This is a genomic window from Nissabacter sp. SGAir0207, from assembly GCF_005491205.1.
Taxonomy (GTDB): Bacteria; Pseudomonadota; Gammaproteobacteria; order Enterobacterales; family Enterobacteriaceae; genus Chimaeribacter.
Genome location: NZ_CP028036.1, coordinates 26,615 through 50,961, shown reverse-complemented (window position 1 = coordinate 50,961; position 24,347 = coordinate 26,615). Strand labels below are relative to the sequence as shown.

Below are 24,347 nucleotides of genomic sequence, written 5' to 3'. Positions count from 1 at the left end.
CCCATGAATGAAAAACTCTCTGACATCCAGCGCCTGCTGCGCAACCTGATCCGTATTGGCACCGTGTCCGCCGTCAATGTTGAGGCCGGGCTATGCCGTGTTGAAACCGGCGGTAACCTCACCACCTGGCTGCACTGGCTGACCAGCCGCGCCGGGCAGGTGCGCACCTGGCACGCGCCAAGCGTGGGAGAGCAAGTGCTGGTACTGGCCCTGGGCGGCGAGCTGGATACGGCCTTTGTGCTGCCGGGCATTTTCTCTGACCAGTTCCCGGCCCCGTCCGCCTCGGCGGACGCGGTTCACTTGTTGTTCCCGGATGGCGCGGTGATTGAGTATGAGCCGGAAACCGGCGCGCTGAGGGCTGAAGGCATCCAATCCGGGCTGATTAAGGCGGCCACGAAAATCACCCTCGATACGCCGGAAGTGGAATGCACGCAGCACCTGAAGGCGGCCACGCTGGAAGTCACCGAAGGCGGCACGATGAAGGGCAATGTCACGCACAGCGGCGGCCGCTTCAGCTCAAACGGCATTGTCGTGGACGCCCATAAACACGGCGGCGTACAGAGCGGCGGCAGCACATCAGGCGGCCCGCAATGAGCACAGAAAACTATATCGGCATGAGCCGGGAGAGCGGCAAGGCCGTGGCTGACCTTGAGCATATCCGCCAGTCGGTGCGTGACATCTTGCTGACGCCAATCGGCACCCGCGTGATGCGCCGCACCTACGGCTCGCTGTTATCTGCGCTGATTGACCAGCCGCAAAACGCCGCGCTGCGCCTGCAAATTATGTCGGCCTGCTACACGGCCATCCTGCAATGGGAGCCGCGCATCACGCTGACGGCCATCAGTTATGAATCGACCTTTGACGGCGGCATGGTTGTGGAGATTACCGGCAACCGCACCAACACCGCGCAAGGGTTTTCTCTTACCGTACCCGTGAGCTGACTATGCCAACCATCGACTTGAGCCAGCTCCCCGCCCCGGATGTGGTGGAGGCGCTGGACTATGAAACCCTGCTGGCCGAGCGCAAGGCCACGCTGATTTCCCTCTACCCGGCAGACCAGCAGGCGGCCATCGCCCGCACCCTGGCGCTGGAGTCTGATCCGCTGGTGAAGCTGCTTCAGGAGAACGCCTACCGCGAGCTGATTTTGCGCCAGCGCATCAACGAGGCCGCGCAGGCGAATATGGTGGCCTACGCCACCGGCGCTGACCTTGACCAGCTGGCGGCCAACACGGGTCTGGCCCGCCTGATCCAGACGCCCGCTGACCTCACCACCCTGCCGCCCACGGCGGCGGTGATGGAGAGCGACGAGGATTTTCGCGTGCGCACGGCGGCGGCCTTTGAGGGACTGAGCGTGGCCGGGCCAACCGGCGCGTATGAGTACCATGCCAAAAGCGCCGACGGGCGCGTGGCGGATGCGTCCGCTATCAGCCCGTCGCCGGCCTGCGTCACCGTCACGCTGCTGGCGCGCGAGGGCAATGGCGAGACCAGCGCTGACCTGCTGGCCGTGGTCACGGCGGCGCTCAATGATGAGGATGTACGCCCGGTAGGCGACCGCGTGACCGTGCAATCTGCGCAGATTGTGCCGTACCAGATAGAGGCCGCACTGTACCTCTACCCAGGGCCGGAGGCGGAGCCTATCCGGGCAGCGGCGGCGGCCAAGCTGGCGGCGTTTATCACCGCGCAGGCCCGCCTGGGCCGCGACATTCGCCGGTCTGCGCTCTATGCCGCGCTGCATGTGGAAGGCGTGCAGCGGGTAGAGCTGCTGCAACCTGTTGCTGATGTGGTACTGGATAAGACCCAGGCCGCCTACTGCACGGCCTATCAACTGACGGTAGGAGGGGTCGATGAGTGACCGCCTGTTGCCGGCAGGCGCCAGCGCGCTGGAAATGGCCGCCGCCACGGCCTGCGCCGAGATTGCGCGCATTCCTGTGCCGCTGCGCACCCTGTGGAATGCGCAAACTTGCCCGGTTGATTTGCTGCCTTATCTGGCGTGGGCCTGGTCGGTTGACCGCTGGGATGCCAACTGGTCGGAGAGCACCAAGCGGGCAGTGGTGGCGGACTCGGCCTATGTGCACCGGCATAAAGGCACAATTGGCGCGCTGCGGCGCGTAGTCGAGCCGCTGGGCTACCTCATTCGCATTACCGAATGGTGGCAGACCCATGAGACGCCCGGCACCTTTCGCCTGGAGGTGGGCGTGCTGGATACCGGCATCACCGAGACGATGTATCACGAGCTGGAGCGGCTGATTGCCGATGCCAAACCGTGTAGCCGTCACCTGGTGGGGTTGTCTATCAACCTGGATGTCACCGGGGCGCTGCCGGTTGCCGCCGCCTGCTATAGCGGTGATGAGCTGACCGTGTATCCCTATTTCCCTGAAACCCTGATTGTGACCGGCCCGGGCTATACCGGCGGCGCAGTCCACGTTATCGACAGCATGAGAGTGAACCCATGACGGCTAAATATTACGCCCTGCTCACCAATCTGGGCGCGGCCAAGCTGGCGAACGCTGCCGCCCTTGGCACTAAATTGCAAATCACCCAGATGGCCGTGGGTGACGGCGGCGGCACGCTGCCGACCCCGAACGCCACACAAACGGCGCTGAAGGGGGAAAAGCGCCGGGCGGCGTTAAATACGCTGAGTATTGATGCAGCCAACAGCAGCCAGATTATCGCCGAGCAGGTTATTCCTGAAAGCGAGGGCGGTTTTTGGATCAGGGAGATTGGCCTGTTTGATGCCAGCGGGGCGCTGATTGCCGTGGCAAACTGCCCGGAAACCTATAAGCCCCAGCTCCAGGAGGGGAGCGGGCGCACGCAAACCGTGCGCATGATTTTAATCGTTAACAGCACCGAGGCGGTGACGCTGAAGGTAGACCCGTCCGTGGTACTGGCAACGCGCAAATATGTCGATGATGCGGTGATTACCGTTAACGCCCACACCGACGATGCGATGGCCAAGCACCTGGCGGCTAAAGATCCGCATACGCAATATCTGAAGGCGGCCGGTCAGTTGAGCGAGATCAAGGCGCAGGGTAGCGCTGCGATGGCAAAGGCCCTGAACAATATTGGTGCCATGCCGTTTTATGCCACGGCCTTGAATGTTGACCTCAATACGCTCGGGCCGGACAGTGCCGGGGTGTATTACAAAGAAATCGACAGCTTAGCGACGCCTGAACTGCACTACCCCGAAAAGATGTCTGGCACCCTGTTAGTTATCCCATCCGGGTATGGGGTGCAGCAGGAGTACACGACGCGCATCGGCAATAAATACGTGCGTGGCTTGAGCGGCACCTGGAACGGTAGCGGGCCGTGGCGCGCGTGGACGCCCATCTATTCCTCTGGCAATCCGCCAAACGCCGCTGAGGTGGGGGCGTTGCCAGTGATCGCAACCAGCATCGGCAATACCAGTATTGATGCCTATGGGTTGGATCACCTCGGCATTTATCAGCAGTCCCTGGCGGCCAATGTCACCACGGCCAACGGCTTTCCTGCTGCGGCGACGGCGGGCGGCACGCTGGAGGTTATCCTTGGCCCCTATGTCGGCGGCGTGCTTCAGCGCTACACCGAAAAGCACACCGGGCGCACGTGGGTGCGTACGCTGACCGGCAACTGGAACGGCAGTAACGGGCCGTGGTCGGCCTGGGCGGCGATGTATTCTGAAAACAATCCGCCAAAGGCGTCTGATGTGGGGGCATTGCCATTAACGGGCGGTGATATCACTGGCGCGCTGGGCGTAGGTCAAAATCTCAACGTGAGCGGAGATATTTCTGTCACGGGCAGGCTCGTGGCAAATAATCGCGTGGTGTCGGCAAATTATGTTTATGCAGGCGGCGGCACCAGTTATCTGGCCGGGGATGGAAATATTTATGGAGATAAATGGGGCGGTTGGTTAACAGGCTATCTATTAAGGACTTACATCACCTCCGTGCGTTTTGGTGCGGCTACCTGGACAGATAACCTTGGTAATAATGCGTATAGCTTTGAGAGCGGCGTAGCGATAACCGGCATTCAGGCGACAGCAAACTATGCCACTAACCTGAAAGTGGCGTATCGGCCCATTCAGGTTTTCATTAACAACACCTGGTATTCCATCAACAGCCTGTAGGTTTTCTATGAAACTCATTTCACTTGTTAAATACACCCCTGACAATCCGCTTACTATTCCAGGACTAGATATTAATTATCTGCGCGATGAAAACGGTCACGACTGGTACGAGGCGCAAAAGGATTTTGCTATTGATACCCTGAAAATTGCCTATACCTCGGATGGCATTATTCGCCAGTGCAGTACAGATATTTCTGCGCTCTGGCCGGAGAATATGTCTGTTGATGAGATAGCAAGGCCGGAGGCCCCTGAAGCCTCACTGAACGATGGCAGTTGGTCATTTGATGGCGTCAACCTCACGCAGACGCCGACCGATTACGTGGCGCAGTCCACTGCCAAGAAGGCCGAGCTTATCGCGGATGCCACCTTGAACATTGACCCATTGCAAGATGCGGTCGACCTGGAGATGGCAACCGATGAAGAGGCGGCGCTCCTGGTCAGTTGGAAAAAATACCGGGTACTGCTGAGCCGGGTCGATACCGGTACCGCACCGGATATTACCTGGCCGCCCCTGCCTGAATAAGCCTTGGCGCCTATCGCGGCAGCGGCATAATCGAGGGTGCTCACATCGACAACGGCCTGGAAGATGATGCACTAGATATGTAGAAGCTCACACTGTGTGAGGGCATATGCACAGGCAGAGGCAGTGATGCCCCTTAGCCTAGATAAAAATTTATAAAAGAAACATTAAGTAATCAAAAAATAAGGCACTAAAAAAATGCCGCCAGAGGGACTGGCGGCAAACCATTCGAAAACGCTTCGTTCAACGATAGTGTGTGTCTATGCACATTTATAGAATAGTTGATATTTTTTTTCTTGCTAAGAAAAATCATTTTAGTTTTTAGCATCATTCTCCTGCTGTCACTTCAGTGTAACTTTAAATAATCACAAATAAAAACAACGTTCCTGGAGAGATAAAAATAGGCTTGCCTACCTCTTGCAAACGCATAAAGGAATCAAAGAAAAATCGAATCATTTAGTAAATAATACAATTTAATACCATTAGTTTCGATCAATCTTTTTTAGATTTCTTTGAGTTATAGCTCTCGTCGCCAATAGAAACCGCCAGCAATGCATCCCTTGCTATCGTAGCTATATTTTTCTCGCAGAAAGATAGATGCCTATACCCTTCTGGGCTGATGGCAATTAGCTCACCACTTGCTGCCATAAGACGCCACCGCCAACAACCCTCTTTATCTAAATAAATGTAATAATAAGGTATTTCAAAGATCTTCATAATTACACCCCCTTATCTGATTGTCTAGAAAGTTAACTATCCTTTCAATGCAATCATAATTACCACTGAATTTTATAATGCACTTACGAGAGCGCGCCAACATTATTTTTACAATTGCTGCCCAGTACACAATTTTTCGCATCACTTATTTTTTTAGGTGAATTTTTAAGTTTTACAATAGAGCCGCCAGCAATAAAAAATCATTCACAGCATTGTTTTCATAAAACGAAAAATATTACTTATTGATTGGAAAGTTAAAAATATATGTTGTGTCGATTACTAGCAAGATGCAATCACATGCGCCCGCCCCTCAGGCTTGGCACTCTACGTGCTCACACAACACGGAGCGCACTAGATGGCCGATTATCATCATGGTGTCCGCGTCGTCGAAATCAACGACGGCACGCGCACCATTTCCACCGTTTCCACTGCCATTGTTGGCATGGTCTGCACCGCTGAGGATGCGGACGCCACGGCGTTTCCGCTCAACACGCCGGTACTGCTCACCAACGCACAGGCGGCTATCGCCAACGCCGGCACGACCGGCACCCTGGCCGCCGCCCTGCAAGCCATTGCCGACCAGGCCAAGCCCGTCACCGTCGTGGTGCGCGTGGCCGAAGGCGCAACCCAGGCAGAAACCACCTCCAACATCATCGGCGGCACTGATGAAAACGGCCAATACACCGGCATGAAAGCGCTGTTGAGCGCGCCGACCCAGCTCGATGTGAAGCCGCGCATTCTGGGCGTGCCGGGCCTCGACTCGCTGGAGGTGGCGACCGCGCTCGCCAGCATCTGCCAGCAACTGCGGGCCTTTGGCTATGTGTCCGCCTACGGGTGCAAGACCCTGAGTGATGCCATGACCTACCGCGAGAACTTCAGCCAGCGCGAGCTAATGGTGATTTGGCCGGACTTTATCGCCTGGGACACCACCGCTAACGCCGCCCGCACCGCCTACGCCACCGCCCGCGCCCTGGGGCTGCGTGCCAAAATTGACACTGAAACCGGCTGGCATAAAACCCTCTCCAACGTGGGCGTCAATGGCGTCACCGGCATCTCGGCGGGCGTCTTCTGGGATTTGCAGCAGACCGGCACCGATGCTGACCTGCTTAACCAGGCCGGCGTCACTACGCTTATCCGCAAAGACGGCTTTCGCTTCTGGGGCAACCGCACCTGTAGCGATGATGCGCTGTTTGCCTTTGAGAACTACACCCGCACCGCACAGGTAGTGGCCGACACGATGGCCGAGGCGCACATGTGGGCGGCAGATAAGCCGCTGACCCCGACCCTGGTCAAAGACATCATCGGCGGTATCAATGCCAAGTTCCGCGAGTTGGTCAGCGCCGGCTATCTGCTGGGCGCAAGCTGCTGGTATGACGACAGCGCCAACGACAAAGACACCCTGAAGGCGGGCAAACTGCTGATTGATTACGAGTACACGCCTGTACCGCCGCTGGAAGATTTGACGCTGCGCCAGCGCATCACCGACTCCTACCTGGCGGATTTTGCCGCCGCGGTTAACAGCTAAGGAGCTGAATTAATGGCACTGCCGAAAAAACTGAAGTACCTGAACTTGTTCAACGATGCCAACAGCTACCAGGGCATTGTCTCCTCGGTGACGTTGCCGAAGCTCTCGCGCAAGCTCGACACCTATCGCGGCGGCGGCATGAACGGGGCCGCCCATATCGACAACGGGCTGGAAGATGATGCGCTAGATATGGAGTGGAGCATTGGCGGCCTGGATGAGCGTGTGCTGGGCCAGTGGGGCGGTGGCACCGTGCCGCTGCGCTTTGTTGGCTCTTACCAGCGTGACGACACCGGCGAAGTGATCGCGGTAGAGGTGGAGGTGCGCGGCAAGCATCAGGCGTTTGATTTTGGCGAGGCCAAGCAGGGCGAGGACACCGAAACCAAAATCACCACCAAGTGCACCTACTACAAACTGACCTGGAACGGCAAAGACCTGATTGAAGTCGACACCGTCAACATGATTGAGAAGGTCAACGGCACCGACCTGCTCGAGCAGCACCGCAAAAATATCGGGCTGATTTAACCCCTACGCCAGCGCCTGGCGCTGGCCCTCATAGAGAGCACTTACATGGAAAACCAAAACCGCATTACCCTGGAAACCCCCATTCAGCGCGGTGAACTGACGATTAGCCAGATTGAGCTGATGAAACCCAATGCCGGCACGCTGCGCGGCGTGCGTCTGTATGACCTGGTGCAGTCGGATGTCGATGCGCTGCTCACGATTTTACCGCGCATCACCACCCCCAACCTGACTAAAGCCGAGTGCCTGACGTTAGATCCGGTTGACCTGGTAGAGGTAGGCGGCAAGGTGATTAGTTTTTTGACGCCGAAGTCGGTGATGTGAAATGGCCAGCGGGCCTGACGGTCAATGACCTGATGGCCGACATCGCCATGATTTTTCACTGGCCCCTCTCTGACCTCACCAACCTGCCGCTGGCCGAGCTTCTCGACTGGCGGCACAAAGCCATGATCCGCAGCGGAGCAACACCGGATGAGTAACAGCCTGAAATTGCAGGTTCTGCTAAAAGCCGTTGACCAAGCCAGCCGACCTTTTAAGGCTATCCAGAACGCCACGCATACCCTGTCCGGGGAGATCCGTGACGCGCAGGCCAACATCCGGGCGCTGGATGCACAGGCGGCAAAAATTGACGGCTTTCGCAAAACCAGCGCGCAACTGGCGGTCACGCAGCGCGCCCTGGCCTCTGCCAAGGAGCGGGCCGCCGCGCTGGCCGTGCAGTTTCGCAACACCGCGCGCCCCACGGCGCAACAGGCCAAGGCCCTGGAGAAGGCCCGCCAGGCGGCGGCGGAGTTGCAGACCAAAACCAACAGCCTGCGCCTGTCTGTGCAGCAGCAACGTGATGCGCTCAATGCTGCCGGTATCTCAACGCGCAACCTGAACAGCGCCCAGCAACGCCTGCGCAGCGAGTCGGCGCAGGCTACCCTGGCGCTCAACCAGCAACGCCAATCCTTGCAACGTCTTGACCAGCAACAGGCGCGGCTCAACCAAACCCAAGCGCGCTATCGCCGGGGCCAGGAGTTGACCGGCAGCGTGCGCAATGCCGGGGCGGCCGGTGTGGGAACGGCGACCGTGGGCGCAGTGGCCGGCATGACCCTGTTAAAGCCGGGCTATGACTTTGCACAAGCTAACTCCACGCTTCAGGCCGTGTTGGGACTGGATAAGCATTCCGCCGAGTTTCAATCCTTGCGCACCCAGGCGCGCAGCATTGGTGACAACACGGCGGCCTCGGCCAACGATGCGGCCAACGCGCAGATCATCATTGCTAAATCCGGCGGTACGGTAGACGACATCCGGGCGGCGACGCCGGTCACGCTAAATATGTCCCTGGCGAACAACCGCACGATGGAAGAGAGCGCCAAGCTGCTGATGAGCACCAAAAGTGCCTTTGGCCTGGCAAACAGCGAAGTTGCACACCTGGGGGATGTGATTTCCGCCACGATGAATAAAACGGCGGCGGACTTTGACGGGCTGAACGACGCCCTGACTTATATCGCCCCGGTGGCAAAAAACGCCGGCGTCAGCGTAGAGCAGACCACGGCCATGATTGGCGCGCTGGCACAGGAGGGCACCACCGGCAGCATGGCCGGTACTGCCGTGCGGGCGATGTTGCTGCGCGTGCAGGCACCCACCGGAGAAGCCGGGAAGGCGATAAAAGAGCTGGGCGTAAAGACCGCCGACAGCAAGGGCAATATGCGGCCCTTCTTCTCGGTCTTGAAAGAGATGAAAAGCGCCTTTGAGAAAAATCACCTCGGCACCGCACAACAGGCGGAATACCTGAAAACCATTTTCGGGGAGGAGGCCGCCGCCGCCGCCGTCACCCTGATGAAGGGCGCCGCCAACGGCCAACTGGATTCGCTGACGCGCACGTTCCAGCAGTCAGACGGCAGCACCGCCAGGCTGGTAAGCGTCCAGCAGGACAACCTGGGCGGCGACCTGAAGGAAGGGCAATCCGCCGCTGAGGCCGTGGGGACTGACCTGTATGACCAGCTCGACGAGAGCCTGCGTAAGCTCACCCAGGACACCACGAAATATATTCTGAAAGTCGACCACTGGATACAGAACAACAAGGCGCTGGCCGGCGGGATCGCCAAGATAGCGATCGCCGGCACGACCTTACTCGCCATGCTGGGCGCGGTGGGCCTGATGGTCTGGCCGGTCATGGCCGGCATCAATGGGTTAATCGCCGGGGCGGGGATGCTAAGTGCGGGCTTTTCGCTTGCCGGCGGAGCCATCGCCACGGCGTTAGGGGCTGTCTCCTTGCCTATCGTGGCCGTGGGGGCGGCGATTGTGGGCGTGGGGCTGCTTATCCGCAAATACTGGGAGCCGCTCCAGGCATTTATCACGGGAGTGGCCGAAGGATTTACCGCCGCGATGGGGCCAGTGAGTGAAGCCTTTGCCCCGCTTAAGCCGCTGTTTACCTGGCTTACAGAGAAGCTGAGCGGGATATGGGACGGGTTTAGCAAGCTGATTGAGCCGGTGAAGTCCACCCAGAAAGAGCTGGCCGCCGCCGGCAACATGGGCCGGCAATTCGGTACATTGCTGGCAAACGGCCTGCAAGCCCCCATGAAGATTCTAGGCAAGCTGCGCGAGGGCATCGATTGGGTATTAGAAAAGCTCAACATTATCCATAAGGACTCCAGCGATCCAGAGGATAACGAGCCGGCGGCAGATGATGGCCCCGGTGCTAAGCCAGATGGCAGGCCGCTCGCTCTGGGCGGGGCGGGCTATAAACCTGTAGTCATGGCTTACCAGGGCGGGCCGGCACCACAAAACACTTACCAAAGCAGTTACGTGCTGAACATGCACCCCGGCATGACCAAAGATGATGCGCTGGCACTGATGGCCCAGCAGCGTGAGCGCGAGCAGCGCCAGGCCAATGCCCGGCAACGTAGCCAGATGGGGTGGGAGTAACGAACAATGATGATGGTTTATGGCCTGATGGTATTTATGCGCCAGACGCTCCCCTATGCCGAGCAGCAGCATACCGTTGATTACCGCTGGCCGACCAATAGCCGGGTCGGCGAGCGGGCGGCGGCGCAGTTCCTGGGGGTGGGCGATGAGAAAATTACGCTGACCGGGGAGCTATGCCCGGAAATCACCGGCGGCACGCTCTCGCTACTGACCTTCAAAGCAATGGCCGATGAGGGGTGCGCCTGGCCGCTGATTGGTGGCAACGGCACCATCTACGGGATGTTTGTTGTGGAGAGCATCAGCCAGACCCACAGCGAATTTTTCGCCAACGGCGCGGCGCGCAAAATTGGCTTTACCCTGAGCCTCAAGCGCGTGGATGAGTCGTTAACCTCCATGTTCGGCGATGTGAAACAGCAGGCCGATAGCCTGATAAGCGGGGCCGGCAACCTGCCGGGCCAGCTCACCACCGCCATGAATAACGCGGTATCCTCGGCGGGCGAAATGGTCGGGGGGCTGTTGGCATGATGGGAATAGGCGATCTGTCCTTTACGCCCAGCGCGCCCATGACGCCGGATTTTTTGCTGAGCGTGAATGCCAAGGATGTCACCACCAATATTCGGCCTCGTCTTCTCTCTCTGGCGCTGACCGACAATCGGGGGTTTGAGGCTGACCAGCTCGACATTGAACTGGACGACAGCGACGGCAAGCTGGAGATGCCGGCGCGTGGGGCCGTGGTGCGGCTGTACCTTGGCTGGAAAGGTGGCGCGCTTATCGACAAGGGCAGTTTCACCGTGGATGAAGTCGAGCACCACGGGGCGCCAGACACACTGACCATTCGCGCCCGGAGTGCTGATTTCCGTGGCACGCTTAACTCTCGGCGGGAGGTGTCTTACCACGACACCACCCTGGGGGCCGTGGTGGCCCTGGTAGCCGCCCGCAATCAACTTTCGGCCACCCTGGGGGCCGGGTTGGGTGAGCTGGCCGTGGTGCACATTGACCAGACCCAGGAGACGGATGCGGCCTTTTTAACGCGCCTGGCCTCGCTGTATGGGGCTGTGGCAGCGATAAAGGCCGGCGCGCTGCTGTTTATCCGGCCCGGTGGCGGCCTGACGGCCAGCGGCAAGCCCCTTCCCCAGCTCACCCTCACGCGAGAGGATGGCGATCAGCATCGTTTCAGTATCGCTGACCGGGGCGCATATACCGGCGTGACGGCAAGCTGGCTGCATACCAAAGACCCGGCCCCGAAAAAAGTGAAGGTACAGCGTAAGACGGCGGAAAAGCACCTGCGCGCCCTAGAGCATCCCGCCGCTAAAAAGGCCGCGACCACCGCCGCCAAAACCCCGGAGGCCAGCGAGGGCGAGTATCTGGCCGGCACCGAAGATAACGTGTTTGCCCTGACGACCGTGTACGCCACGCGGGCAGCCGCGATGCGCGCCGCCCAGGCCAAGTGGGAACGGCTACAGCGCGGAGTAGCGGAATTTTCCCTGACGCTGGCGCGGGGCCGGGCGGATCTCTTCCCGGAAACGCCGGTGCGGGTAAGTGGCTTCAAAGCGGTGATTGATGCGCAGCCGTGGATCATCAGCAAGGTGACACACAGCCTGAGCGGCAGAGGCTATACCACGATACTGGATTTTGAAGTGATGATTTCTGATATGGAATATTCAGCAGGGGAAGATTCCCAATAAGTGAATATTCTTTGCGTTTTTGGGTTTTTAGTGTATTAAGGCATCATTAGCTCAGGGAGACAAAAAAATGATGCATTGCCCACTTTGCCAGACTGCCGCACACGCTCGCACTAGTCGCTACATTACGCCTGAAACGAAGGAGCGTTATCACCAATGCACCAACATCAACTGTAGTTGCACCTTTAAGACTCATGAAGTAGTTGCAGGATTGATAGTTCAACCGGGGGACGTTAAGCCAGTGCCGCCGCATCCCAACGGTAGAACCCAACAAGGCACATTATGGATGTGAAAAAAGCCCTGCTAAGCGGGGCTTTTTTATGGGGAATTTAGACACGACTGAAAATCTGCCGCCATTTTGCCGCCACTCAAAAAAGACAGGAAAAAATACCGCATAGTTCTTCTTGCATAACATTTTGATCTTAAAGGTAAAATTTTTAGAATCTTATTGGGGTTGAACCGAATACCAAGAGATAACTGGTCAGTTGCGCATAACCAAAAATGCGCGTCACGCCATCAACGGGTGACCGCCAGGTGCCGCCGCCTAAGGGTGAGGCTTTCAGCAACTGGCGATAGAGCGGCGTCGAGGCCATGCTTCTATTAATGATGGTATCCGGGAATGGCCGGACATACAGCACGGTGGAATCCAGGTGGGTCAGGCCGAGCAGGTCGGTCGGGGCCATCTCATAGTAGCCGTAGAACTGGCGGAAAAAATCGACCCGCACGGTGCCGAGCACCACGCCGCGAAAGTGGCCCGTGGCATCATTTATTCTTAGGGAAACCGGGATAATCAGATCGCCCGTGGAGCGGCTGGCAATCACATGGCCAACATGGATATGGGCATCCGTATGGCTACGGTGCCAGCGGAAGTATTCACGATCGGCATTATTGGCATGGGGCAACATTTTTTTGCCAGAGGTCGCGAGCCAGTTCCCCTGCGCATCATAAACAAACAGGCCGTGCAGCTGCGGCAAGCGGCTTTTCTGGATACCCAACAACCCCTGTGGGCCAATATAGTGCTCAGGGTGGTTAAAGATGTCATCGCTATGGCGGAGGATATCCTCCAGCGTGATCTGCACTTGCAGGAAAGTGTCTTCGGCCTGACGCGAGAGGGAGACGGACTGGTTTCTGGCCTGCTTTTCGGTATCTTGCAGGGTGTGCTGCCAGGATTGCCACATGGACCACCCGACTACAGCAATCACGGCGACACTGATAATGAGCAGAAAAATTGCCATGACACGATCAGGCGATTTGAAGCGGGATAAAGCCAAACAGTCCTCCGGGAAGGTTAAACGTCGTGCGGCATCATGCCGCCAGTGCGTCCGGTTTGCAGCCTGCCGGCGTGATGAGCGCTGCGGCATCGCAGGCCCATTTCCCTCGGCCTGCCTTTTGAGGGCGCTACTTTAACAGGAAGTCATCACGAGAGTGGTTGGTTGAGCAGGGTTTCTCCCGGAGTTATCCACTGATTCTGTGGATAACCCTGATGGGCAGAGTACGGCGATACTCGTCAACATTGGCAAAAATGCCTACCTTTATCATACCAAAAAGGCACCTAATAGGTGCCTTTTTGGTACTAAAAATATGCCAAAAAAGTATCAAGACAACTCATTCAGGCCATGTTCGGCGTAGAAAGCCAGCGCGTAGCGGATCATATTGAGTTTGGAGCGCTGGGTCTTCTCACAGAGCGCTTCCAGCTGGGCAAACTCATACTCGTTGAAAGGAACGCGGATCGCCTTATAGTCACGCTTGGCATCCTTATCTTGCGAAGGTGCCACCGCCACACTGTTATCGGCTTGGGCGGCAAAGGCTTCAATTTTCTTCTCTACCGGTACAACCGGTGGCTCGCGACGTTTTACCATGTGATCAACTCCTGTACCAGACACTGGATTTCTGCTTTGGCCTTGCCATTATCCATCTCCACCACACCTTTACCTTCTGACATGCAGTCACGGTAAATTTTGCGATCGCGGATAACGGTGTTGAGCAGCTTCAGTACCGGGAAGTCGGCCAAATAATCTTTGGCTTCCTGAGTCTCATTGACCACCGGGTTGGTGGGCGCCATGGTCAGCACCGCGCAGGGGCGCAACGCATCATTAATATCCAAGGCCTGAGTAATGATGTCGTTCAGTTTCGGCAGGGTGTCGAGATCGGGTTGGGAAGGGCGGAAGGGTACCAGCAACACATCGGCGGCAGTCATACCGGTACGCAGTTCCCGGCTGTCGCGGCCAGCGGAGTCCACCACTACATACTCATAACGTTTGGCAAGGTCGAGCAGGGTTTCACGGATGTTGTCGAACTTCTGGATACTGTGGACAACCGACAGCCCCTCCTGACTATTGCGATCGGTCACCCAATTCGACGCGGTGCCCTGACGGTCAGCGTCCACCAGAATGACATCTTTCCCCTGACGTGCCAGCTCTGCACAGATATTGGCGGCCGTTGTGGATTTCCCACACCCGCCTTTTTGACTACCAATGAGTATAATCATGACACCTTCCTGGAGTTAAATGAGTGCTTAATTAGTACCAATTGAATATCAAAAAGGCTCATATTTCAACTTCTTTGATGACCGCCTGGATTGTCCGTGATGCGTTTGCTGGCAGCGGGAAAAGCATTCCCTATAAAGGAAGGGAATCAGGCACGCTGACAGTGCGCGCCTGAGGGAGGGTTTTCTTCTTCTATATAGAGGAGGAAAAAGGGATCAATTATCCGGCACGCAGACGCGCAGGCGATGCCCGTCAGGATCGCGTGCCACAAAAGTGCGGCCAAACACTGCATCCAGCGGTGCCTGCTCGATATCAACGCCGAGTGACAGCCATTGCTGATACAGCGCTTCTACTTTTTCAGGGCTTTCCACCATAAAGGAAAGCTCTGAACGATGGCCGCTGCCATCGGATACGAAGTCACGCGCCTGTTTAGACCACAGCCCCAGATGGAGGCCATTGTCAAAAGAGAAGGCGGCCCAGGTGGGAAAGCAGTCATCCGGCGCTTTGCCCAGCAGGCGTTGGTAAAACTCACTGCTTGCCACAGGATCATCGACATACAGGATAACGAGATTTGGCATCAACATAACGGCTCCTTGTCGTTACATGAGTGAAGGGTCAGGCACATTGTATGGCCGGTGGACAGTATCGTCATTATCCGTGCGCAGGAATACCACGCCCCCTGAAGTACAGTTTGCATAAAAATAGCGCCAATCGGGCACCTTTTAGGTATAGAAATAGTGGTGTAAAAACACCTTATTAGTACCAATATAGTGCCTTTTAGCGCACTGAAATGTGATAGGATTTGCGGTAGTGAGCAAATGCTTACTTGCGCCAAACATCTATCCTCATGTCATCTCCATCTGACCTCAACAGCACCTCCAGCAAGAGCCGCGTTTTCATTGGAAAGAGCAATATCCCCACAACGTCAAACGGGCAGTACTATAATAAGCATGAAGCAAGATGAAAAAAGTACCGCTTTGGCATGGCTTTAGCCCGTTTTTAGTACCAAAAAGGTATGATTTTGACGTTACTTTAAGGCTTAACGTGAGAAGATTTGCGGTCTCCAGACAACATCTGCGCCTTGCTGCTGCGATCGTCTTCACAAACGTGATAACTTTTCGGGCTTTCAACATCCCTCGGTAATTAATTAGTTAAATCAATAATATAAGCAAAAATAGTGCCGCGCGAAACGTGATAACTTTTGCGGTAAGGGGAGGCGGCCCGTATCGGCCACGGCGGCCAAAGGTGATAACTTTTGCGGTGATGCTGAAGATGGCCTTGCTGGACTGTCTTACCACAACAGTAAGCCCGGCCTTACGAAGTGATGCTTTATTGCACAGCGCACCTCTGGCCTGTCGTGGCGTTAAACGTGATAACTTTTGCGGTAGCTCGCAGGGGAGCTATCTCCGGAAACAGACCAGCCTTCGTTGTAAGTTTGTTGTAAAACGGTTGCAGAATAGGTTTTGCCAAAATCGGGGGGATCTCACTGGTACAAAAAACAAAAAAACAAAGCGAAGCTGCGTTAGTTTGTTTTTTTCTCTGTTTCTTGTTTCTCTTCTTTCTTGTTTCTAGGGGTGTTTTTCCTATTATGAATCAATCTATTACAAGACAATAGGTGATAGGATTTGCGGTCTCAGGTGATAAGATTTGCGGTCAGACGTGATACTTTTTGCGGTCTAAGGTGACATGATTTGCGGTCAAACGTGATCTCAGGATCTGTTGATAACTTTGGCTAAGGTGATATATTTTTGAAAAATATCACCTGCCGGAACACCCATGTCGAATAAGCTGGATGTTAAAAAACTGTATGTAACACAGGATAACAAGCTGCTTGAGGGTGCCTACAGCGCCACGCTGGACGAGATGCGCTTGCTCTACCTGGCACTGGTGCAAATTGACAGCAAAAAAGCCCAGCCTGACGGGCTGTATACGCTCTATCCCGCTGATTTTGAAAAGATGTTTGGTGTGCATCCTTCCCATACCCACCAGCAACTCAAGCGGGCCGCAGACTCTCTCGGCAGCAAGCCAATCGTGACCTACGAGTGGGACGAAAAGAAAAAACGCCTCGATAAGGTTAAGCGGTTTTGGTTCTCTTCGATTCGCTATGACGCCTCCGACAATACCGCCGATGTCACCATCCGTTTCTCACCAGACGTGGTGCCCTATCTCTATGACCTGAAACGCGAATTTACGCAGGTAGATTTCGAGCATGTGTCACGTCTGGACACGCCTTTCGCTTTCCGGCTTTACAGCTGGCTGGTAAAATTCAGGAAACTTACGCGCAATTCACGGGATCAGGGGATCATCGAGACGGATCCTTTCGAAATCGATTGGATGAAAGAGCGCACCGGGTTGGTGGGCAAGTACGAGGAGTACCGCTTTTTCAAACGTGATGTGCTGGTGCCAGCGATCGAAAGGATCAACGCCAATACCGACATTTCGGTCGATTGGCAGCCGGTTAAGTCGGGTCGATCCGTCAAGGCGATCAAATTTTTCTACGTGATCGAATCCAGCGCCAGTACAGCCAAACCCCTGCGCCCGCGTCTGCCGCGCCGGCCACATGTCCTGGCTGGCTCGGATCTGGAGGGCAAATGGGCGCGCCGCTGCATCGGCTTGATGGATGAGTACCGTACCAAGCTGGAAGCCTATGATCCCACTGAAAAAATCGCGCTGGCGGATCTGCGTAAGTGGCTGGATTGGTACGGGATCATCGGGGACGCCGCTAACATGACACGCTTGAAAGATGAGATAAAAGTACGCAGTAACCGCAAAAAGGGCGCCTGAGAGCGCCTGTAATGCATCCAGACGCGTTTTTTACCCCCACGCAAGGTAAGGGGAGCCGCAAGGAAGAAATCCCCGCCTAATGCGTTATAGTGCGTTTTAAAGCCATGATCCACAAGTGTCCCAAAAGGATCCTTTGAGCATAGATCCTTGGATCGTGCCAGGATCCGTCGACCTTCTCCCTGTCACAGCACGCCAATGCCGCCCTTTCCACCCTGATGAGAAAAAATGATTAAAGCTATTAACCAATACGCGGATGAGCGTTCCATCAGCTGATTTGACCATTCCCTACCTCGAAGCAGGTAATACCCCTCCCTCTACCCCTCAAATAGAGGGTTTCACCTTTTCACTTTACCCTCAATATTCTCAATAAGAAGTTATTTAAAGTATTAATATTTCAATTCCGTTATCATTTACTGCCATATTTCCTCTCACAAGCCTCAATTTTTCTCTTTTATTCACATCCACGTGATAAATTAAAGACAATTAAAAATAAATTATTCAAAGGTGAGTTGGTGAAATAAAATATTTTAGTTAATCTTACCTTGTTCCTTCAAATAACCTGATGGGGGGCGAGTGAACCACTGTAATACCACTGGATATTTAATAGGTAAGATTAAGGTGAAGATATGACATCCATTCCATACTTTTATATTTTTAAAGATCATGCCAACGAATGGCGTTGGCGTTTTAATGCCTCCAATGATGAGGTGATCGCAACCAGCTCAAGGGGTTATCACAAATTTGAGGATTGCGAACAGGCAATTAAGTTGCTGTCAGTAGACGCTAAACGCTCTGTAACCATTGGTGACAGGAGTTACGTCTCACACAGTGACAGCAGCCTTGGATTGTGATGTCTCACTACAGCGTAGAGAGCGGAGTGTTTGATTGAAATCAACAGCAGTGAGTTATGAGGGGCAGAGGTATAGGGATATATATCTGTGAGGGAAGGTAATCACACGCTCTTCCTTGGGCATTTAACGCACCTATTTGGCATTCAGGGTGCAGTCATATTTTCCATGCGCAAGGGCGTGACAATAATAGGGAACAATAGAACACTTTTGATGAATCATCCTGACGGGGACCGCATAAGCCGTGTGTCCCCCTTTGTTTTTCCTCCCCGCATCCATTCCATATCAATATCCCACCGGCACCAAAATTGGGTGCATCGAAATAGAAATCACAACAGGGTTCGTACAAGCAACCCATCGATAAAACATGAATTTGTTTTATGTGGCTATGCTTTTGATGCTGGAGCGCCATTTCTCGATCAGGGCACCGACACCCCCATTGCATGAATCACAAAGAGCAGATGGGATCGCCATCACACTCAAAATTTTTTTTCTATGTTTTTATTAGGCGGAATTTTAATTTCATTAAGGGAGTATAATGGACGCGCTATCACCCGCACTGCTGTTGCAGCAGGAAACCGAAAGCCGGTTGGCTCATTTTGATTTCTCGACGGCGTGGGCATTGGGTCGGCATCTTCACGATCGGGCAGCAGAGCGCGGCGCGCCGGTGGCGATTGAGGTCTATGCCTTTGGTCAGGTGCTGTTTCTCTCGGCGTTGCCCGGCTCCGTGCCTGATAATTTGGAGTGGATGCGGCGCAAGCGCAATACCGTGTTGCGTTACGGCCACTCCTCCATGTATGTCGGGATGTTGAACCAACAACGCGGCGAAGCGATGGCCCAATACGCTTTCCTCAGCCAGTCTGACTACACTGACCACGGCGGCAGCTTTCCGCTGCTGAACAGCAGTGGCGCGGTGCTGGGGGCGGTCAGCATCAGCGGCTTGCCGTCAGAGGAGGATCACGCGTTGGCGCTGTGGGGCATCCAGCAAGTGGGTCGCCAGGGTGCAAACAGCCAGTGATGCAGTGAGGGTAAAAAGCCTGATGGTCAATCAGGCTTGGGAAGGCGATAGGTTTATCCCCAGCCAAGCTGGGCTTTGATGGCACGCCGGTAGGGCGTATCCAGTTGGGCGGGCACCTGCTCCAGGTAATTCATCGCGTGCTCGCGGGTCTCACCGGTCAGGCTACTCAGGTAGGCCACCGCCTCCTCACTGGAGGGAATGCGCCCTTCAATATTGTGGATGCGTGGCGGCAGGGCCGTCCAAATCACCACATCAATGTCACGTGCCAGCGCCCACTCGGCCAGCGGCCCGACGGGCGACGCGGCCAAAAACAGCGCGCCTACGCCATCGTGCCGCTGCTCCGGGATCCCCTCACGCTCCCGCAACGCGGCAATGGCCTGATCCACCCCCTCTACCGCCAGCTCTGCCCAAAACACCTGAAGCAGCGGCGCATTCAGGGATACTGCCGTGGAGAGTTCGCCACTGTCTCCCACTCGCGAGAACTCTACCGGTACTTCCGGGCCATCACTGCGCCATTCGCCTGCCACTGGCAGTGGCCCCGGCTTCCAAATAAGCGATCCCCATCCCAGACAGGCAATTTTCATCGGTAACTCCTGTGCAATGTCATAAACAGCGGGGCCTGATGCTCCCGTTTGATCTATAGCATCTGCCTTGTCATCCCTCCACGCGCCAGCGTAAGTAGTGTGTAAAGAAATAAGAAACGCATCCGGTGGCTGGCCGGATGCGTGCGCCCTTGGGCGATCAGGAGGGCATTGGCTGCCCGGTGCGGTCGCGCAGTCCCCAGAGCGCCAGCAGGCCGAGCAGGGCGCCGCCCATCAGGTAGAGGGCAGGAATAATGGTCAGGCCGGTCTCCTTGATCAGCCAGGTGTTGATCAGCGGCGCGGTGCCGCCCAGCGCAGAGACCGAGACGTTGTAGCTGATGGCGAAGCAGCTGTAGCGCACGGTTGCGCCGAACATGGAGGTGAGCGTGGCGGGAATGGTGCCCTCGAAGAATAGCATTGCCAGAATCAGCACCGCCATGCCGAGGATAATCGCCGCCAGCCCCTGCGTCTGGATGGCCCAGAAGATCGGCAGTACGCAGAACAGCATCATCAGACAGCCGGTTACCAGCATCCGCTTGCGGCCAATGCGATCGCCGAGCATACCAAACAGCGGGATGAACAGCAGCAGCGCCAGGGTGGCGGTCATCGACAAGGTGGCGCTGAACTGCTCGGAGCGGCCAAGGAAGCTCACCAGATAACTGGGGAGATAGCCAAGCACAATGTAGTAGTTGATGTTGAAGGTGGCGACCAGCCCGGCGCTGCGCAACAGTTGCGGCCACTCGCTGGCGACCAATTTCCAGAAGGGGGGCCGGGCGGGCTGGTGCGATTTATTGGCCTGCATCTGCCGGAAGACCGGGGTCTCATCAACCCGCAGGCGAATAAATAGCGCCACGATGCCCATCAGCCCGGCAATCACGAACGGCACGCGCCAGCCCCACGCGAGCATGGTCTCCGCGCCCAGCAGGCTGCTGATCAGGTTGACAATCACCCCGCCGACCAAAAAGCCGGCGATGTTGCCAAACTCCAGCCAGCTGGTGAAGAAGGTGCGCCGTTTGTCTGGGCTATGCTCGGCGATGAAGATGCAGGAGCCGCCATACTCGCCGCCGGTGGAGAGCCCCTGCAACATGCGCATCACCACCAGCAGGATGGGCGCGGCCAAACCAATGCTGTGATAGCTGGGGATCAGCGCGATCGCCAACGTGGCCGTCGCCATCAGGCTGATGCTGGCGACCAGCGCGGTGCGGCGGCCATATTTGTCGCCAATCGGGCCAAACAGCAGCCCGCCCAGCGGCCGGATCAGGAAGCCGGCGGCGAAGGCGGCATAGATGGCGATCAGCTCGTTATAGCTGTTGCTGGTGGGAAAAAAGACCTTGGCCAGCAGTGTGGACATAGAGGAGTAGATGGCGAAGTCAAACCACTCCACCATGTTGCCAAGCGTGACGCCCGTGACCGCGCGGGTCAATGTCCGGTCGGGTGTGGCCGGGCCGCGATGATCCTTCACCTCTTCGGCAGTGCTTGCATCCAGTGTTATCTCTTTCATGGTGATGCCCCTGTCAGGTTAAAAGAAACCGGGAGTGCCGTCCCCTCAGCGCATATAGGCCCCGCCGGAGACCACGAAGGTTTCGCCGGTGACATACCCCGGCTCGGCGCTGAACTTCCATACCCAGTCAGCGATCTCCTCCGGCCGGGCGGCGCGCTGCAACGGCACCGCCTTCACCCCCTCTTGCAGGCGGCCGCCCGCCAGGGTGCCCTCGGTCTCCACCCAGCCGGGCGCGATGGCGTTGACCACCATGCCGCGTCCCACCAGCTCTATTGCCAGCGATTTGGTCAGGGAGACCACCGCCGCCTTGGAGGCGCTGTAGAGCAACTGGTTATGGGAGACGGCAAAGGCATCCACCGAGGCAAACAGCAGCAGGGTGGCGCCCGTCTCCGCCACCCGGTCGGCCGCCACCCGCGCGATGTTGAGGGAGCCAAGCACATTGACGTCAAAGATGCGGCGGTACAGCTCCTCGCTGTAGCTCTCCAGACTGGAGACCGGGAAGATGCCCGCCGCATGGACAGTGGCATTAAGGCGGCGATCGCCCAGTGCCGCGTCAAGGCGTGCCGCCAGCTCATCATGGCGGGTGATGTCAGCCTGCACCGGCGTCAGGCCGGGCTGCGGCGGCATCTCCGCCAGATCTACGGCGATCACCTCCCACTGGCGGGAGAGAAAATGGGCAGCCACGGCCCGGCCCATGCCAGAAGCTGCGCCGGTCACCAGTACCATAGGGGAAGAGGGCATTGTCATAGGATCCTCGCGGTGGTGGAAAGGGAAGGGGTGGCGCGGCGCTGCGGGTGCACTTTCTCCAGCAGATCCAGCGTGCGCCAGGTGTCGTCGTAATCTTGCTGCCACAGGCGGCGGACAATATCGATGCGGGCGTCATGCGGCTGTTGGCCAGCCAGCAGCCCGGCCAGATGGGTGATGCCGCCCTCTTGCAGCTGGATCAGGCGGGCAATCAGCCGCGTCTGTTGGCAGTAGACCGGCCACTGCGGGCCGCGCGGCGCGGCCAGCCCGACAAAATAGAGGTTCTCCAGCGTGGTGGGCAGCGTCATGGCCGCGGTGCGCAGCGGCACGCCCTGTTGCCAGCTCAGCAGGGACGCCTCGAGGAAGGGCAGCCGGGTATGGAAACCGGTGGCCCACAGGATGCTGTCATAGTCGGCACAGGTGCCGTCGCTGAAGGTGACACGCTTGCCCTCAATGGCGAGGATGCCGGGACGCACGCGGATGCGGCCATGCTGGATCCAGTAGAGCAGCAGGTTATTGACCACCGGCGGCTGCTTCTCCAGATCCCAGCTCTCCGGCTCCGGCATACCGGGGTAGTTTTTCCAGTTGCCGAGGGAGGCCATGATCAGCATCTGCGTCATGGCGTTCTGCAACTCGGGCGGCAACTGGTTGAGGAACGGCAGCTCGGCGCGCGGCAGGCCGAACAGCGCCTTGGGCTGGAACACCTGCCCCCGGCGGATCACCACGTCAGTCTCGAAGCGGTGCTGGGCGGCATCGACGGCCAGATCGCAGCCAGAGTTGCCGCAGCCAACCACCAGCACCTTGCCCTGCAACTGGCCGGGGTTGCGGTACTGGCAGGAGTGAAGTGAAATGCCGCTGAAGCGTTCGGCCTCCGGCGGCAGCGCCGGATCCCATAGGTGGCCATTGGCGACCAGCACGCCTTGGTAGCGGCGCGTTTGCTGATTGACCGTCACCTCCCAGCCCTCCTCGGCCTGTGCGCCGAGCGGGGTAAGGCGTTCCACCGGCGCATTGAACGTGATGTGCTGGCGTAGGCCAAAGTGATCGGCATAGCTGTCGATGTAGTGCCGCACCTGATCGCGGCTGGGGTAGAGCGGATAGGACTCCGGCATTGGGTAGCCGTCGAAACAGGACGAGTTCTTCGGCGTAATCAGATGCAGCGCGTCGTAATCGTGGTGCCAGTGGCCGCCGACGTGGTCGCTCTTTTCAAACACCTCCGCCTCAATGCCCAGATCGCGCAGCGTCTTGACGGCCGCCAGCCCGGCCGCCCCGGCACCGATAATGCAATAGCGTGGAACCTCACTCATAGCGCCCTCCTGCAATGGGTTTGCAACAAACGTGTAACCTTATTGACTCATTAATAGGCGGTTATGGCGAGGGAATGAATAAGCTTATTCGGTTGGTTCATATAGGCCGCGCCTATAGGCGCGGCCAGCCATCAATTTTCAATATGACGGTAACGCGCCTGAACCAAATTCAGGGACTGGCGCATCAGCTGCATCAGTTCACGGGTGGCGGAGGAGATGGCGGTATCCGCGCGATAGATAAAGGAAAAGACCTCGAAGATGGGCGGATCGACGGGCACCCAGCCCAAACGGTCATGGTAGCCGAGGTGGTGGAGGATGGGGCGGGTAGCGATAAGATCTCCCAATCCTTGGGCGGCCAGTTCGAAGGCGGTGCTCTGGTGCTCCACCTCGATCACCGGCTCAAAATTGCCGCGTACCTGCTGCGCCCGGCGGTTGAGCAGGGTACGGATCGGGTCAGTGTTGTGCCATTTGGCCTCGCTCAAAATCAGCGGGGCGGCCAGCAGCGCATGGATATCCTTCCGGCCCGCCAGCCGGGCGGGGTCAGCGCTGATATAACCGACCTGCGCTGACCACACCGGCTCACTGACCACCAGACTTTTATTGTTGACCGGCAGCATCACCAGCCCGGCCTCAATGTCGCCATTGATCACCGCTTCCGCCACTTCTGACGAGTTTAGCCCCACCAGCCGCAGCCGCATCTCCGGGTAGCGCCGCCGGAACTCGGCAATCAGGCCCGCCAAAAAGTACTGGTGGGCAGTACCAAAAGTGCCGAAAGAGGCCACGCCGCCGCGCAGCTCGCGCACCGATTGCACCGCCTCAAAGCCGCGCTGTGCCTCCATCAGGGTAGCGCGCGCGTAGGGCAGCAGCCGGCGGCCCGCCTCGGTCAGGATCAGCTTGCGGTTGGTGCGGATAAACAGGTGGGTGCCCATCTCCCCCTCCAGCCGCAGGATCTGTTCAGAGAGGGAGGGCTGGGCGATATGCAGCTGCTCCGCGGCGCGGGAGAGCGTGCCATGCTCGATGGCCGCCAAAAAATAGTGCAACTGTTGCAGGGTCAAGATGCTGGTCTCCGATAGGTGGCAGGGAAATGAACCATAAACATCAGGGCA

The 24,347-nt window shown here is 57.1% G+C and carries 27 protein-coding genes; 17 read left to right on the top strand and 10 right to left on the bottom strand.

Annotated features, from left to right (window positions below; genetic code table 11):
• The first annotated feature begins 3 nt into the window (after positions 1-3).
• The 6 genes from C1N62_RS17945 to C1N62_RS17920 are packed head-to-tail and all read left to right on the top strand — an operon-like array spanning position 4 to position 4,625.
• On the top strand, positions 4-594 hold the full coding sequence (locus C1N62_RS17945; protein WP_137765102.1) for a phage baseplate assembly protein V: 591 nt from the start codon (positions 4-6) through the stop codon (positions 592-594).
• Complete coding sequence (locus tag C1N62_RS17940) at positions 591-941, top strand: GPW/gp25 family protein (protein ID WP_137765101.1); 351 nt, start codon at positions 591-593, stop codon at positions 939-941. Before C1N62_RS17945 ends, C1N62_RS17940 begins: the two co-directional genes overlap by 4 nt.
• A gap of 2 nt (positions 942-943) precedes the next feature.
• Positions 944-1,852, top strand: a complete 909-nt coding sequence (locus tag C1N62_RS17935) for a baseplate assembly protein (protein WP_137765100.1) — start codon at positions 944-946, stop codon at positions 1,850-1,852.
• Positions 1,845-2,453 carry a phage tail protein I gene (locus tag C1N62_RS17930; protein WP_137765099.1) on the top strand — a complete coding sequence of 203 codons (609 nt, stop codon included), beginning with the start codon at positions 1,845-1,847 and terminating at the stop codon, positions 2,451-2,453. The genes C1N62_RS17935 and C1N62_RS17930 overlap by 8 nt, the downstream gene beginning before the upstream one ends.
• A complete protein-coding gene (locus C1N62_RS17925; RefSeq protein ID WP_137765098.1) occupies positions 2,450-4,102 on the top strand; it encodes a phage tail protein in 1,653 nt (550 codons plus the stop codon). The genes C1N62_RS17930 and C1N62_RS17925 overlap by 4 nt, the downstream gene beginning before the upstream one ends.
• 7 nt (positions 4,103-4,109) lie before the next feature.
• A complete protein-coding gene (locus C1N62_RS17920) occupies positions 4,110-4,625 on the top strand; it encodes a tail fiber assembly protein (protein ID WP_137765097.1) in 516 nt (171 codons plus the stop codon).
• 489 nt (positions 4,626-5,114) lie between these two features.
• Here the strand turns inward: C1N62_RS17920 and C1N62_RS17915 are convergent, their stop codons facing one another.
• Positions 5,115-5,339, bottom strand: coding sequence for a DUF1508 domain-containing protein (locus C1N62_RS17915; RefSeq protein WP_137765096.1), 225 nt, complete (start codon positions 5,337-5,339; stop codon positions 5,115-5,117).
• Positions 5,340-5,694: 355 nt separating this feature from the next.
• Between C1N62_RS17915 and C1N62_RS17910 the strand changes: the two genes are divergently transcribed.
• The 8 genes from C1N62_RS17910 to C1N62_RS17875 all read left to right on the top strand — a co-directional run bounded on the left by C1N62_RS17910 (position 5,695) and on the right by C1N62_RS17875 (position 12,267).
• Entirely contained in the window at positions 5,695-6,864 is a 1,170-nt protein-coding gene (locus tag C1N62_RS17910) for a phage tail sheath protein (RefSeq protein ID WP_137765095.1), read from the top strand.
• 12 nt (positions 6,865-6,876) lie between these two features.
• Positions 6,877-7,386 carry a phage major tail tube protein gene (locus tag C1N62_RS17905; protein WP_137764167.1) on the top strand — a complete coding sequence of 170 codons (510 nt, stop codon included), beginning with the start codon at positions 6,877-6,879 and terminating at the stop codon, positions 7,384-7,386.
• Positions 7,387-7,431: 45 nt separating this feature from the next.
• The gene (locus tag C1N62_RS17900) at positions 7,432-7,707 is read left to right on the top strand and encodes a phage tail assembly protein (protein WP_137765094.1); all 276 of its coding nucleotides are present in this window, start codon (positions 7,432-7,434) and stop codon (positions 7,705-7,707) included.
• The gene (locus C1N62_RS17895; protein ID WP_240775811.1) at positions 7,704-7,862 is read left to right on the top strand and encodes a GpE family phage tail protein; all 159 of its coding nucleotides are present in this window, start codon (positions 7,704-7,706) and stop codon (positions 7,860-7,862) included. Before C1N62_RS17900 ends, C1N62_RS17895 begins: the two co-directional genes overlap by 4 nt.
• Positions 7,855-10,293, top strand: coding sequence for a phage tail tape measure protein (locus tag C1N62_RS17890; RefSeq protein WP_137765093.1), 2,439 nt, complete (start codon positions 7,855-7,857; stop codon positions 10,291-10,293). Before C1N62_RS17895 ends, C1N62_RS17890 begins: the two co-directional genes overlap by 8 nt.
• Before the next feature lie 6 nt (positions 10,294-10,299).
• Positions 10,300-10,818 carry a phage tail protein gene (locus C1N62_RS17885; protein ID WP_137765092.1) on the top strand — a complete coding sequence of 173 codons (519 nt, stop codon included), beginning with the start codon at positions 10,300-10,302 and terminating at the stop codon, positions 10,816-10,818.
• Positions 10,815-11,978: a phage late control D family protein gene (locus tag C1N62_RS17880; protein WP_240775809.1), complete on the top strand. Its 1,164-nt coding sequence runs from the start codon at positions 10,815-10,817 to the stop codon at positions 11,976-11,978. Before C1N62_RS17885 ends, C1N62_RS17880 begins: the two co-directional genes overlap by 4 nt.
• Before the next feature lie 67 nt (positions 11,979-12,045).
• Positions 12,046-12,267: a DNA-binding transcriptional regulator gene (locus tag C1N62_RS17875; RefSeq protein ID WP_137765091.1), complete on the top strand. Its 222-nt coding sequence runs from the start codon at positions 12,046-12,048 to the stop codon at positions 12,265-12,267.
• Between the two features lie 145 nt (positions 12,268-12,412).
• On the opposite strand, the gene C1N62_RS17870 is transcribed toward C1N62_RS17875, so the two are convergent.
• From C1N62_RS17870 to C1N62_RS17855, 4 genes are all read right to left on the bottom strand, one after another.
• Complete coding sequence (locus C1N62_RS17870; RefSeq protein WP_137765090.1) at positions 12,413-13,153, bottom strand: hypothetical protein; 741 nt, start codon at positions 13,151-13,153, stop codon at positions 12,413-12,415.
• A 417-nt stretch (positions 13,154-13,570) separates the two neighbouring features.
• Entirely contained in the window at positions 13,571-13,834 is a 264-nt protein-coding gene (locus tag C1N62_RS17865; protein WP_137765089.1) for a hypothetical protein, read from the bottom strand.
• Entirely contained in the window at positions 13,828-14,463 is a 636-nt protein-coding gene (locus tag C1N62_RS17860; RefSeq protein WP_137765088.1) for an AAA family ATPase, read from the bottom strand. The genes C1N62_RS17865 and C1N62_RS17860 overlap by 7 nt, the downstream gene beginning before the upstream one ends.
• Before the next feature lie 213 nt (positions 14,464-14,676).
• The gene (locus C1N62_RS17855) at positions 14,677-15,045 is read right to left on the bottom strand and encodes a VOC family protein (protein ID WP_137765087.1); all 369 of its coding nucleotides are present in this window, start codon (positions 15,043-15,045) and stop codon (positions 14,677-14,679) included.
• A 1,192-nt stretch (positions 15,046-16,237) separates the two neighbouring features.
• Here C1N62_RS17855 and C1N62_RS17850 point away from each other — a divergent pair.
• The 3 genes from C1N62_RS17850 to C1N62_RS17840 all read left to right on the top strand — a co-directional run bounded on the left by C1N62_RS17850 (position 16,238) and on the right by C1N62_RS17840 (position 19,111).
• Positions 16,238-17,245 carry a replication initiation protein gene (locus C1N62_RS17850; RefSeq protein ID WP_137765086.1) on the top strand — a complete coding sequence of 336 codons (1,008 nt, stop codon included), beginning with the start codon at positions 16,238-16,240 and terminating at the stop codon, positions 17,243-17,245.
• Positions 17,246-17,871: 626 nt separating this feature from the next.
• Positions 17,872-18,096 (top strand): DUF1508 domain-containing protein, encoded by a 225-nt coding sequence (locus C1N62_RS17845; protein WP_137765085.1) that lies wholly within the window; start codon positions 17,872-17,874, stop codon positions 18,094-18,096.
• 535 nt (positions 18,097-18,631) lie between these two features.
• The gene (locus C1N62_RS17840) at positions 18,632-19,111 is read left to right on the top strand and encodes a heme-degrading domain-containing protein (protein ID WP_137765084.1); all 480 of its coding nucleotides are present in this window, start codon (positions 18,632-18,634) and stop codon (positions 19,109-19,111) included.
• 53 nt (positions 19,112-19,164) lie between these two features.
• On the opposite strand, the gene C1N62_RS17835 is transcribed toward C1N62_RS17840, so the two are convergent.
• The 5 genes from C1N62_RS17835 to C1N62_RS17815 all read right to left on the bottom strand — a co-directional run bounded on the left by C1N62_RS17835 (position 19,165) and on the right by C1N62_RS17815 (position 24,296).
• Positions 19,165-19,695, bottom strand: coding sequence for a hypothetical protein (locus tag C1N62_RS17835; protein ID WP_137765083.1), 531 nt, complete (start codon positions 19,693-19,695; stop codon positions 19,165-19,167).
• A gap of 157 nt (positions 19,696-19,852) precedes the next feature.
• Positions 19,853-21,193, bottom strand: a complete 1,341-nt coding sequence (locus C1N62_RS17830; protein ID WP_137765082.1) for an MFS transporter — start codon at positions 21,191-21,193, stop codon at positions 19,853-19,855.
• A gap of 45 nt (positions 21,194-21,238) precedes the next feature.
• Entirely contained in the window at positions 21,239-21,934 is a 696-nt protein-coding gene (locus C1N62_RS17825) for an SDR family NAD(P)-dependent oxidoreductase (protein ID WP_240775808.1), read from the bottom strand.
• A 2-nt stretch (positions 21,935-21,936) separates the two neighbouring features.
• Complete coding sequence (locus C1N62_RS17820; protein ID WP_137765080.1) at positions 21,937-23,241, bottom strand: NAD(P)/FAD-dependent oxidoreductase; 1,305 nt, start codon at positions 23,239-23,241, stop codon at positions 21,937-21,939.
• Between the two features lie 131 nt (positions 23,242-23,372).
• A complete protein-coding gene (locus C1N62_RS17815) occupies positions 23,373-24,296 on the bottom strand; it encodes a LysR family transcriptional regulator (protein WP_137765079.1) in 924 nt (307 codons plus the stop codon).
• Between the last annotated feature and the right edge of the window lie 51 nt (positions 24,297-24,347).